The 13,412-nt window shown below is 30.3% G+C and carries 10 protein-coding genes; 5 read left to right on the forward strand and 5 right to left on the reverse strand.

Features of this window, described 5'->3' with window-relative positions:
- The first annotated feature begins 32 nt into the window (after positions 1–32).
- Together N456_RS10450 and asnS are read left to right on the forward strand one after the other, a co-directional pair.
- Positions 33–2,438: an efflux RND transporter permease subunit gene (locus N456_RS10450; protein WP_062056626.1), complete on the forward strand. Its 2,406-nt coding sequence runs from the start codon at positions 33–35 to the stop codon at positions 2,436–2,438.
- Between the two features lie 937 nt (positions 2,439–3,375).
- Positions 3,376–4,818 carry an asparagine--tRNA ligase gene (gene asnS, locus N456_RS10455; protein WP_062056628.1) on the forward strand — a complete coding sequence of 481 codons (1,443 nt, stop codon included), beginning with the start codon at positions 3,376–3,378 and terminating at the stop codon, positions 4,816–4,818.
- A gap of 121 nt (positions 4,819–4,939) precedes the next feature.
- On the opposite strand, the gene N456_RS10460 is transcribed toward asnS, so the two are convergent.
- From N456_RS10460 to N456_RS10480, 5 genes are all read right to left on the reverse strand, one after another.
- A complete protein-coding gene (locus N456_RS10460) occupies positions 4,940–5,710 on the reverse strand; it encodes a matrixin family metalloprotease (RefSeq protein ID WP_148639287.1) in 771 nt (256 codons plus the stop codon).
- A gap of 689 nt (positions 5,711–6,399) precedes the next feature.
- The gene (locus N456_RS10465) at positions 6,400–6,909 is read right to left on the reverse strand and encodes a hypothetical protein (protein ID WP_148639288.1); all 510 of its coding nucleotides are present in this window, start codon (positions 6,907–6,909) and stop codon (positions 6,400–6,402) included.
- A gap of 72 nt (positions 6,910–6,981) precedes the next feature.
- Positions 6,982–7,437 (reverse strand): ankyrin repeat domain-containing protein, encoded by a 456-nt coding sequence (locus N456_RS10470; protein WP_062056634.1) that lies wholly within the window; start codon positions 7,435–7,437, stop codon positions 6,982–6,984.
- A gap of 179 nt (positions 7,438–7,616) precedes the next feature.
- On the reverse strand, positions 7,617–9,866 hold the full coding sequence (katG, locus tag N456_RS10475; RefSeq protein ID WP_062056636.1) for a catalase/peroxidase HPI: 2,250 nt from the start codon (positions 9,864–9,866) through the stop codon (positions 7,617–7,619).
- Positions 9,867–10,316: 450 nt separating this feature from the next.
- Entirely contained in the window at positions 10,317–11,075 is a 759-nt protein-coding gene (locus N456_RS10480) for a helix-turn-helix domain-containing protein (protein ID WP_062056638.1), read from the reverse strand.
- 321 nt (positions 11,076–11,396) lie between these two features.
- On the opposite strand from N456_RS10480, the gene N456_RS10485 reads away from it, so the two are divergent.
- The 3 genes from N456_RS10485 (at position 11,397) to N456_RS10495 (ending at position 13,410) form a co-directional block, all read left to right on the forward strand.
- A complete protein-coding gene (locus N456_RS10485) occupies positions 11,397–11,792 on the forward strand; it encodes a type III secretion system chaperone family protein (RefSeq protein WP_062056640.1) in 396 nt (131 codons plus the stop codon).
- A gap of 5 nt (positions 11,793–11,797) precedes the next feature.
- The gene (locus tag N456_RS10490; RefSeq protein WP_062056642.1) at positions 11,798–12,514 is read left to right on the forward strand and encodes a PspA/IM30 family protein; all 717 of its coding nucleotides are present in this window, start codon (positions 11,798–11,800) and stop codon (positions 12,512–12,514) included.
- Positions 12,515–12,693: 179 nt separating this feature from the next.
- On the forward strand, positions 12,694–13,410 hold the full coding sequence (locus N456_RS10495) for a hypothetical protein (RefSeq protein WP_062056644.1): 717 nt from the start codon (positions 12,694–12,696) through the stop codon (positions 13,408–13,410).
- Positions 13,411–13,412 lie beyond the last annotated feature (2 nt).

Below are 13,412 nucleotides of genomic sequence, written 5' to 3' on the forward strand. Positions count from 1 at the left end.
CAATTCTTACATTTGCAACAGGAAAATAAAGAATGGCAAAATTATTCAGTTTCGGGTTTTGGAATGCACTGGCTGGAATCATACTCCGTAATAGAGCAGTAATATTTCTAACAATAATAGGGATCACAATCTTTTTAGGTTTTCAATGGAAGAATATGAGGTTTTCTCATTCCGAAGCAAACCTACTCCCTGATGATCATATAGTAAACATAAAGTATCAAGAATTTCTAGAGAAATTTGGAGAAGAAGGCAATTTAATTGTAATGGCAATTAAAGATAGCACACTTTTTACTCCTGAGAAACTAAAAGCTTGGAACAATTTTAATAATTCTTTTAAAGCATATAAAGAAATAGATCTTGTAATCTCTATTGGTGATCTCAAAACTTTAAAAAAAGAAGATAATCCTGCTCGATTTGAATTAGTTCCTTTCATAAAAGACACTAGTTACACAGAAAAACAAGTTTACAGATACAAAAAAGAGTTATTTAATGAACTCCCTTTCTATGAAGGGTTAGTTTATAGTAAGAAATCTAATACGATACAAAGTGCTCTGTATTTAAAAAAGGATATTGTAAATACCAAAATCAGGAAAAGGTTCATTATTGATATCCTACAACCTGCTGTTTTAGCATTTGAAAAACAGCATAATATAGATATTAAAGTATCTGGGATGCCCTATATAAGAACTCTGAATTCTCAAAGTATTATGGATGAAATCCAGATTTTTATCCTTGCAGCATTACTTGTTACTTCAATAATTTTCTTTTTCTTTTTTAGATCATTCAGAGCTACTTTTATTTCTATGACCGCAGTAATCATCGGAGTAATGTGGGCTTTCGGAATTTTAGGGTTTTTAGAATATGAAATTACTGTACTTACAGCAATTATACCTCCATTAGTTATTGTAATAGGAATCCCAAATTGTATTTTTTTAATCAACAAATATCAACAAGAAATAAAAAAACATGGTAATAAAGCAAAGTCCTTACAACGTGTAATTACCAAAGTTGGTAATGCTACATTAATGACTAATGTTACTACTGCTTCTGGATTTGCCACTTTTGCCCTAACTGAAAGTAAATTGCTTAAAGAATTTGGTATTGTAGCTTCAATAAATATAATAGCCTTATTTATACTTTGCTTATTAGTCATTACAATAATTTATAGCTATATGCCCCAACCAAAAGAGAGGCACTTGAAACATCTTGGAAAAGAATGGATAGAGAAGTTAATGGATTGGATGGAGAATATGGTAAAAACACGACGAGTAACAATCTACTTTTCCTCAATCATTATACTAATTGTTAGTATAATAGGAATTTATACCATAAAAGTTTCTGGAAGCCTTTTAGAAGATATGCCTAAAGCTACTGGGTTCTATAAAGATATTGAGTTTTTTGAAGAAGAATTTGATGGTATTATGCCATTAGAAATAGTAATAGATACTAAAAGAAAACAAGGAGTTTTAAAATTACCTACGCTAAAACGCATGGAAAAACTTCAAGAAATTCTAGAAGAAACTCCAGAACTCTCTAAACCTATTTCTATTGTTAATTTAGTTAAATATTCTAAACAGGCTTTCTATAACGGAAATCCAAAATACTACCAAATTCCGACCAGTCAAGAACGCAATTTCATTTTGCCTTATGCAAAAAGTTTTGAATCTGATGCTAATATAATGAAGAGTTATATAGACTCTACTGGTCAATATGCTAGGATAACTACATTTATGAAAGATGTAGGAACTGAAGAAATGGAACGTATAGAAGCTAATTTAGCTCCTCAATTAGAAAAAATCTTCCCAAAAGACAGATATGACATATCTTTTACAGGAAAAGCTCTTATTTTTCAAAAAGGAACAAAATATCTTGTATGGAACCTAACTCTCTCTTTAGGGCTCGCCGTAATCTTAATCGCGCTCTTTATGGCCTGGATGTTTAGATCATGGAAAATGATTGTAATATCACTAATCCCTAATCTATTACCATTACTTATGACCGCTGGATTAATGGGATATCTCGGAGTTCCTATTAAACCATCCACGATACTAGTCTTTAGCATTGCATTTGGTATCTCTGTAGATGATACCATACATTTCTTAGCAAAGTATCGACAAGAATTAAAATCAAATCATTGGAGAATTAGAAAATCTGTTCTCGCATCATTAAGAGAAACAGGAGTAAGTATGTTTTATACTTCAACTGTTTTATTTTTTGGTTTTTCTGTATTCATGATATCTAGCTTTGGAGGTACTAAAGCACTAGGAGGCTTAGTTTCAACAACGCTACTATTTGCTATGCTAGCAAACCTTCTTTTACTTCCATCGCTATTACTTTCATTAGAACGAAGTATCGCCAATAAAAAGACACTTAAAGAGCCTACACTAAAAATCATTCCTAATGATGAAGAGTTAGAAGGATCTAAAGATGAAGAGTAATAAAAAACTAGTCATTTTTAAATTCGAATTGTATAATTCAAAGCTATAATTAATAATAAGAATTGAGTTCTTCTTCTAAGTAGTTTATCCATCCATCGAACTAGATATTAACTTTGATGGATATAGAATTAATCAACATATCATTTGATTTATGATTCAAGTTATTATAATAAAAAGAAAGCCCCATTAGAAACTAACGGGACTTTTGTAGGATAGATACCCCAAAATCTATCTAACATAACTAAACTTAACTTAACTTAACGTAATATACCTTGATGTAAACACAATCATTGTATTTGCATATGCAAGATACATTCCCTTTTTATATTATAAAATGCTTAGAGGGGGGGGAAAATCCCCTATTAGGGCAAAAAAGTAAGATTTAACACAAAAATAAGAAGAAAAAACCTACAAAATTAATACTAAAAAACTGAAAATAAATAATTTACAAATTAAAAAAATATAATAAATTAATTGAAAAAAATTAAAAAAACACTGTTTTTAAGACTAAAACAGTGCTTAATCTCATTTTTTCATAGAATTGCTATTCTAAAAAACGTCAAATTTTGATATCCTAACTAAACACATTTTTAAATAATCAATACCCTTATGTCAAATTCATGAGATATGGTTTTTAAAAGACGCTATGATTTTTGAGACAAATCATAAGACAGTAAAAATGATGATAAAATAAATTTTAATAACTATCTCTTTTTTTTGAATTCATAAGAGTGCACTTCAATCAGATTAAAAAATTATCTTTGCTACCTCAAAATTCGTAATTCCTTTTTGAATTATACATTTTAAATTTAGAAATGGAATATGAAATTGATATATAATAGTATTTATAAACTAGAATATATAATGAAATGAACATAGTAAAGTAACTATTATGTAAGTTTCATTTAGATACCATTAAAAAATTAAATTTAAACAGATGAAGCATACTAAAGTAATAGAAGTACTACAAAGTGATAAGCTATTACAACCTGTAATTATTAAAGGTTGGGTTCGCTCTTTTAGAAACGATCGTTTTATTGCGATTAATGACGGATCGACTATTAACAATATTCAGTGTGTTTTAGAAGACAATACAATTACTAAGGAAGTTCAGGATAGAATAAACATTGGAGCTGCTATCACAGTAATTGGCACCCTTGTAGAGAGTCAAGGAAAAGGGCAACGTGTAGAAATCCAAATATCAAATGTAGAGATTGAAGGAGATGCTGATCCCGAAGAACTAAAATTAACTATCTTATCTCCAAAACGACATAGTTTAGAGAAATTACGAGAACAAGCTCATCTTAGAGTACGTACCAATACCTTTGGAGCAATTATGAGAGTACGTTCTAAATTGTCTTTTGCAATACATGAATATTTCCAGAAAAATGATTTTTATTATGTACATACTCCCATTATCACCAAGAGTGATGCAGAGGGTGCTGGTGAAGCGTTTAAAGTAACTAATTTAGATCTTAATAATGTTCCTAAAGATGAGAATGGCAAAGTAGCTTATAAAGAAGATTTTTTTGGAGGAGAAACAAATTTAACTGTTTCTGGTCAATTAGAAGGAGAAACATATGCTATGGGATTAGGTCAGATATATACTTTTGGCCCTACTTTTAGAGCAGAAAACTCAAATACATCTCGTCATCTTGCAGAATTCTGGATGGTTGAACCAGAAATAGCATTTTGCGACTTAGATGGTAACATGGATCTGGCTGAAGATTTTATAAAATACGTAATCAACTATGCATTAGAAAATTGTCAAAATGATCTTGAATTTTTAGAAAATCGTCTAGTACAAGAAGACAAACAAAAGCCAAAAGAGGAACGTGCTGAAATGCTATTACGTGATAAATTAAAATTTATATTAGAAAATAATTTTAAACGAGTAAGCTACACTGAAGCTATTGAAATTTTAAAGAATTCTAAACCAAACAAGAAGAAAAAATTTAAATTCCCAATAGAAGGATGGGGTGCAGATTTGCAAAGTGAACACGAAAGATTTCTTGTAGAAAAGCATTTTAAATGTCCTGTAATTTTATTTGATTATCCTGCTGATATCAAGTCATTTTATATGCGTCTTAACGAAGATGGCAAAACGGTAAGGGCTATGGATATTTTATTCCCTGGAATAGGAGAAATTGTAGGTGGATCTCAGCGAGAAGAACGTCTGGATGTCTTAAAAGAAAAAATGGCAGCTCTTGATATCCCTGAAGAAGATTTATGGTGGTATTTAGACACTCGTCGATTTGGCACATGCACCCATAGTGGTTTTGGACTAGGGTTTGAGCGTTTGGTGCTTTTTGTAACCGGTATGGGAAATATTAGAGATGTAATTCCTTATCCAAGGACGCCACTCAATGCAGAGTTTTAAAACTTATCAAAAAGCATAATAAAGATGGTATGTTTAGGTATTTCTAAATATACCATCTTTATTATCTACAATAAACTGATAATTAATCATAAAAATCTATACCTTAAGAGATATTTACATTTTAATTATTAGATGAATCTCTTAAATTAATTTCATCTATTTTTCTTTTTATTATTTCTTCTTGATTTTTATTAAAGTATACTCTCATTTTTTTGTCTTTTGTGTTCATAATATTTCTGGGTTCATGAGTATGAAATAAACCTAAAGCATGCCCTATTTCATGAGGGCTAGTAGAGGTAAACATATTTTCATCAGTAAGTAATACTCTTTGATTTCTTCCTATCCCTGCAATACCTGTCATATTACACCTTTTAATAATATAGATGTTTATTTTATTTTTTTCATAAGAACCTTGAGATTGCTTAAAAAATGTAGTCGACTCAGACCCCTCATTATCCCTAAGATCATAAAGATCTTCATTAACCAAACTCTTGGATGTTTCTAATTCTAACCCTATATTAAGTCTATGAAAATAATAACCATTTAAATAGTCTATAAATTTTGCTTCATCTAGATCATAAGAAGATTTACTTAAAGTTTCATCAGATTCTACATATATAATAGCAACTTTAACACTCCTAGCAGGATTTTCTATGAATATTGGTTCTATTCTTAAAGAATCAACTCGATCATCTATGCTACATGATAAGAAAAGAACCATTGGCAATACGACTAATTTGCAGAGCTTAATTAATATGCTACTAGACAAAAAACGATGTAGATAACATAAATAATTGATTAAATTTTTATTACTATAATTTTTAAATACATTTTGGTTTTGATTAATTCTATACATCATAAGGTGTACGGATGTTTTGGAAATATTTGTCATTTCAATTAAGATTTGGGAATATTTCTGGGGTAGTAGAAATATTAGGTATTTTTAAAAAAGAAATCAGATTATTACTTTTTTAAACCATGTTAAACATTCTTCTAAGACTATTGAAGATAATTTTACATTTTGACAAATTACATTTACTCCAAAACCTGATTAATAACTAATAATCAGATTATTATAAAGTTAATATAGATTATTGATATTTAAATACTGTAAAACCATAGTATTTTTACGCAGTTATTAAAAAGTGCCGTGTTTCATCAAAAGTATAGTTCATGTAAAGAAAACTTTAACATTTTTAAACATAAAAAAGAAAGAAAATAACTACAAATGTTAATGAAAATTATTTGTTTTTAGTGGGGTTTTTCCCCTATAGAGAAGTTTTTAGTCGAAAAAAAATTAGTGATTTTTAAGGAAAAAAGTCAAAAAAAGCTTTGATTATGTTTTTCACACACACATAAGTTATTGAAAATGAATATCTAATTTTACTATTTTATTTATGCTTCCTATATAATTACTCATAGATAAGATATAACTTTCATTCAATTCAATAAGAAATTATACTAAAAAAACAAATGAACTTTGTATACTCTATAAATCCGCGTTAAACTAAAATATAAATAAAGGAAAGAAGAAATATCTGATCATAAAATCATTACTATTTTATAGTTTTATAATTGATACTAATTAGAATGTATTTTTAATAAAATTTCAGCAATTAAATTCATTATAATATTTTTTTCAGAGCCTAATTTCTGGAATCTTTTTTTTGTTTTTTCTATCTTTTTATAATGTGGGACTTCACCCGTTTCATTAAGTGTTTTTAGAGTTTCTTCAAAAAAGCTATCTAAAATAGGAATTACATATCTACTCGATTTATTTTTTTCTTTGAGATATATAAATTTTTTAGCGTACGCTAAAAAGATCTGAGGATATTGAGAAAAAGCAATTAATGTTTCACAAAAATTTCGACACACCTCTTCTCTATTCAGATTATTTACAAATTTCAGTTTTTCATGATCTATTCGAGCTAAAGTGTATAATAAAACACCTTCTCTAATAAATATGCTATAATCATTCTTAGAATAATAATATACCTCTATCCCCATATTAGTATTTACAATTAAGACTTCTTTTCCAATAGTTCTTTTTAAAAATGTTTCAAAAGCAGTAACCATTGATGAGGATATCAACAATCTTTTTTTTATACTAGCAGACCTAATATTTACAGATTTTATACTTTTACTATTATCCACGGAATGTATTTAAAATAATTCTGATACTTCCAGACCTTGATTTCTAGCATGCATCTCTGCCGTATACCCTCTATTATCCTTTGCTAAGACATCAGCTCCTTTTTCTATAAGTAATCTAATAATTTCTTTTTGACCAAAGGTAGCTGCATAAATTAACGCAGTACCCTCATTAAAATTTCTTTGATTTATATCTGCCCCAGATTCTATAAGTAATTTTGCTATATCATAATATCCTTTAAAACATACTCCCATTAAAGCAGTATTTCCTGAACTATCTTTTTCATCTATATTAGGAGCGTAATTAAGGAGTATCTTAGTAACATCCTCATAACCATAATAAGAAGCTAACAACAAAGGAGTAGAACCTCTAGAATCTTTTGAGTTAACAAGTTCAGGGTTTTGATTTAAAATTGACTCTATTGTATTTATTTCTTCGGAACGAATAGCATTAAAAATATCTTTCATAGAATAATATATTAATTATGATCTAAATTTCTTTTCAAAATATCAAAAAACTCAAATATATTAAAGGACTATTAAAGTTTTATTTTTTTAGCATCTAGTTATTTGATAAAACAGGTGATTGAATATCAAACAATCACCTGTTCTATTATCTTGATCTTCTTAAAATTCTTAATATTATATTATCTCTGATCAAATCGATCAAGGTTCATGACTTTACACCAAGCCATGATAAAATGGTCTATAAATCTCTTTTGAGAATCTTTACTGGCATATACCTCTGCCAGAGCACGTAACTCGGAATTAGAACCGAATATAAGATCGGCACGAGTACCCATCCATTTTATTTCTCCTGTAGCACGGTCACGCCCTTCAAATATCTCTTGTTCATCCGAAGTTGCTTTCCAAGTAGTACCTAAATCAAGTAAATTAACAAAGAAATCATTAGTAAGCGCTTCTGGATGCTCTGTAAAAACGCCATACTGTGACTGATCAAAATTAGTATCTAATACTCTAAGACCTCCTAAAAGAACTGTCATTTCTGGTGCAGTTAATCTCAATAATTGAGCTTTGTCTATCAACATTTCTTCAGCAGATACAAGAGTATTGGTTTTCTTATAATTACGAAATCCGTCAGCAACTGGCTCCAGAGCAGAAAAAGATGCTATATCAGTTTGCTCTTGTAATGCATCTGTTCTTCCAGGAGAAAAAGGTACTATAATCTTATTCCCTGCATTCTTTACCGCTTGTTCTATACCTGCAGCGCCACCTAGAACGATTAAATCCGCCAGTGATACCATCTTATCTCCAGATTGTAAATTATTAAACTCTTGTTGGATATCTTGTAAAGTTTCTAATACCTTGGTAAGTTGATTTGGATTATTCACTTCCCAATTCTTTTGTGGTGTAAGGCGGATACGTGCTCCATTTGCACCACCACGTTTATCAGAACCACGAAATGTAGAGGCTGATGCCCATGCCGTAGATACTAATTGAGAGACAGATAATCCAGAAGAGAGCAGTTTATTTTTTAAAGTATCAATATCTTTATCATCAATTAATGTATATGTAATTTTTGGGATCGGGTCTTGCCAAATTAATTCTTCTTTAGGCACTTCTGGACCAAGATATCTAACAATAGGTCCCATATCCCGATGTGTTAACTTATACCATGCACGAGCAAATACATCTGCAAATTCATCTGGGTTTTCATAAAACCGTCTTGAGATTTTCTCATAAGCAGAGTCCATCCGTAAAGCAAGATCTGTAGTAAGCATAATTGGCGCATGACGTTTAGAGGAGTCATGTGCATCTGGTACACTATCAGCACCAGCACCGTGCTTCGGTATCCATTGATGTGCACCAGCAGGGCTCTTAGTTAGCTCCCATTCATAGCCAAATAAATTCCAGAAAAAGTTATTACTCCATTTGGTAGGAGTACTAGTCCATGCTCCTTCTAGTCCACTAGTAATGGTATCTCCTGCATTACCGCTTCCAAAATTATTCTTCCATCCTAAACTTTGTTCTTCGATACCTGCTGCTGCCGGCTCTCTTTCTACGTATTGATCGGGATCAGCAGCACCATGGGTTTTACCAAACGTATGCCCTCCTGCAATCAGAGCAACTGTTTCTTCATCGTTCATAGCCATACGTTCAAATGTTTCTCGAATATCACGAGCAGCAGCAATCGGATCAGGGTTTCCATTTGGACCTTCTGGGTTTACATAGATCAACCCCATCTGAACCGCTCCCAGAGGATTTTCTAAATCTCGATCACCTGTATAACGCTTATCTCCTAACCATTCAGTTTCAGCTCCCCAATAAATATCCTCTTCTGGCTCCCAAACATCTTCGCGTCCTCCACCAAAACCAAAAGTTTTGAACCCCATAGACTCTAATGCACAATTACCGGCAAGAATCATCAAATCTGCCCAAGAAATTTTCTTCCCATATTTCTGTTTAATTGGCCACAATAACAAACGTGCTTTATCTAAATTTGCATTGTCCGGCCAACTATTCAACGGAGCAAAACGTTGGGTACCCGAACCTGCTCCTCCACGACCGTCAGTAATTCGGTAAGTACCTGCACTATGCCATGCCATACGAATAAAAAACGGTCCATAATGACCATAATCAGCAGGCCACCAATCCTGAGAATTAGTCATTAGTTCAAAAAGATCTTTCTTTATTGCTTCATAATCCAATGCTTTAAATTCTTCTGCATAATTAAATTCTTCTTCCATCGGATTAGAAAGTAAAGAATGTTGACGAAGAATATTCAATCTTAACTGATTCGGCCACCAATCACGATTAGTAGTTCCCGTACCTGCACTTTGTTTTAGTGTACCATTCATAAAAGGGCACTTACTTTCTCCATTGACATTATAATTTCTATCATGAGAATCTGAATTTATAGGACTTTTATTTTCCATTGCTGTAGATTAAATTAGATGATTATTTGTTCTTACACTCTATTCAAATTTACAATAAAATAATACTATTGATTAATAAATATCAATATATAAAATCTATTTAGTTATTTGTCCTTTTTATGAAAGTAATCAAATAGATCTATTAAACTTATAGTAGAAAATATAATAAATTTAATTAACCAAAAATATCTTAAAACACCTAAGTTACTAATTATCAAATTAATAAAATAAAAATGACAATAATAATAGTAGCATCATTGTATAATCAGTAACAATGATAAGTTAGGGCAAGAAAGGTTTTTAACCTCTAGACTTTAATAATAGTAGGTGAAATAAAAATATTTAAATTTTTATTATGTTACAGATGATGAATAATTTTTTACATTAAAAATAAAATAGAAAATTGAAATGAGGCTAAGCAATTACTAGGATTCTAATAATGAATATGATCTATCTAAGCTTTTCTTTCATCCGTAACAATTCTTTCTCTATCGATAACAGTTTATCTTCCACATCACTCCCAAACTCTGGTATTCTCTTAAAAAAGACATACCGCACCCTCCATATTTCTTTAATCTCGGCTAATGGGTACACTGAATCCTCTATATTTTTATGATCTGCCCTTAGAACTACATTATTATTTGTTACATATAATCTTCTAAAAATTAACTTATCTCCTACAACGACAAAAACAAGAGTTCCATTATTTAATTTCTTAATCACTGTTTTAGGAACTTTTTCTCCTATTACAATATCCTTAGGATAAAATCCTTTATCATGTGAAGTCATTTCTAAGTTACTAACCGTATATCCTCTAAATTCTTTAGTTGGATTTACTGGCAATTGCAAAATAGGTAATTCCTTAATAAAGTCTTCTTTAGTATGCAATGTAATATAATCACTAGAAGTTGTATCAGTTATACAAGGAATTTCTACAAACTGTTCTCGTTTTAAATCCTTAGTATATGTTGTAAAATCTCCTTTAAATTTTAAAAGTTGGTTTACAGTGAGTTCACTAGTTAGCAAGTCATCTATAGCTATGCTAAAATGATTAGCTATTTTAATTAATGTTTCTATCTTCGGTTCACTTCTTCCTTCTTCATAAGCTCCTAAAGTACCGCGCTTAAGATCAAAAAGTTCTGCAAATGCTTGTTGGCTTAAACTTTTTACCCCTCTAATTTTTTTAATATTTTTTCCAAAAAAAGACATTTTTGCTAATTTTATTTGCAGTTATGAGAATTTATTGTACATTTACACTAACAATATTAGCTAATATATTTTTAAAATGCTAATTACAGTAGGATTATTTAAGAAATCATTTTATTTCATTTATACAAAGAAGAGATTCCTATTGTTTTTAGCAGTCAAATAAACCATTAACATTAAAATCATCATACCCATGATAGGCTTTGCATATTATCTTGCTAATTTAGTTGTATATATCTCCGAAAAGTTATGTGACTTTTTGTAATATTGATGTATAGTCATAGACTTTGAAAAAATTACTAATCAACAATAAAAAAACACCATATGCAAGATCATTTTCAATTGATAAAAGATTATTTGCTTCAACTTAATTATAACATCCTTCATGAAAACCAGGAGCAAGGAATTATAATGATTAGCAAAGAAAATGAAGGAATTAAAAACATGATTCTAGGAGTAGCACCTCCCATTTTAATAATGGAACAACATATTTTCAACATTAAAAACAAAAGCGAAGTAATCTATCGTAATTTACTTCAAAAAAACCGAGACATTGTTCACGGAGCATTCGTATTAGATGAATCTGGAGAAAAAGTAATCTTCAGAGACACACTTCAGGTAGAAAATCTGGACCTTAATGAACTAGAAGGATCACTAAATTCTCTAGGATTATTATTAAGTGAATATTCAGATCAAATTATAAATTTTTCAAAAAACTAAAAATTATGAACTTTTTTAAACGATTATTCAAAGTAGGAGAAGCTGAAGCGCACTCTGCTATAGATAAAATGGAAAACCCTATCAAAATGACAGAACAGGGAATCCGAGACATGAAATCTGATCTAACAAAAAGCCTTGAAGCACTTGCACAAGTAAAAGCTATGGCTATTCGATCCAAAAATGAAACAGAGGAATACATTTCTAAAGCTCAAGACTATCAGCAAAAAGCAATGCTGATCCTTAAAAAAGCCCAAAAAGGCGACTTAGATGAAGCTGAAGGAAACAGATTAGCTAAAGAAGCTTTAATTAAAAAAGACGAAGCTCAGCAACATGTTACCCGTAGCAAAGAAGAATCTGATAAATTTAATACATCAGTATCTCAATTAGAGAAAAATATACAAGAAATCAAACAGAATATTAGTAAATGGGAAAACGAACTCAAAACTCTAAAAGCAAGAGTAAAAGTTTCTACTGCTACTAAAAATGTTAACAAACAAATGGCTGCAATAGATAGTTCTAGCACTGTTTCTATGTTAGAGCGTATGAAAGATAAAGTAAACCAAGAAGAAGCACTAGCTGAGGCATATGGTGATATTGCTAACACTTCTAAATCTATTGATGATGAGTTGGATAAAGCCTTAGATGACACAAATTCTGATGCTGATGATGAGTTAGCTAAATTAAAAGAACAATTAGGTATGGAGGATAAGAAAGAATCTTAAATACTCTGCACTAAAATAAAGCCTGTAAAATATTGCGCTGATTTACAGGCTTATATAACAAAATACTAAAAAAAGAGTAATATATGGGTAATAAATATGTGACTCATGACATTCATATATAACTAAGATTATAGCAGTTTTAGAATAGTAACTAACGAATCGTAATATCACACCAACCATTGAGAGAATTATATGACATAGCAACCTCTATAGTTAATCTACCATTAACGATCCTTTTTGGGTTATTAATCCTGTATTGGATTTTAACTACTCTTACAGGGTTAGATTTAGATTTTTTTGATGCAGATATTGATATAGACACAGACATCGACACTGATATTGATGTAGATACTGATTTTGATGCCAGAGGAAACCTAGACATCCAAGATATCTCTAATACCGAAGTAAATAAAGCAGACGTTATACGTCGTCGTGGTAAATTAAACTTTTTTCAAATATTCCTAATTTATTTCAATTTTGTAGGGCTACCATTTATGTTTACTTTTTCGTTTTTTGTACTATTTTGGTGGGCAATCACAATGGCAGGAACATCAATAACAAACAGTTATACTACTGATCTTGGATTTATATTTTTCTTTGGAGGTATTATTCCTGCATTACTCTTAACAAAAATATGCACCACTCCTTTTAAAAAATTCTTTCTCAATTTTAATAATAAAGGAGAAAGTCCATTAGAATTTCTAGGAAGAGAAGGCATATTAAAAAGTCCTTTATCCGGAGAAAAAATCACCACTCTAGAAATAAAAATCCAATCAGATCCTATTAAAGTAATGGTAACTGCTAAAAATGGAATAGAAATCCCTGCCAATACACCTGTAGAAATTATAAATCAAGTAAAAAACAAGCAACTATATATCGTCCAACCATTAAATTAATA

The organism is Aquimarina longa SW024 (genome assembly GCF_001401755.1).
Taxonomy (GTDB): Bacteria; Bacteroidota; Bacteroidia; order Flavobacteriales; family Flavobacteriaceae; genus Aquimarina; species Aquimarina longa.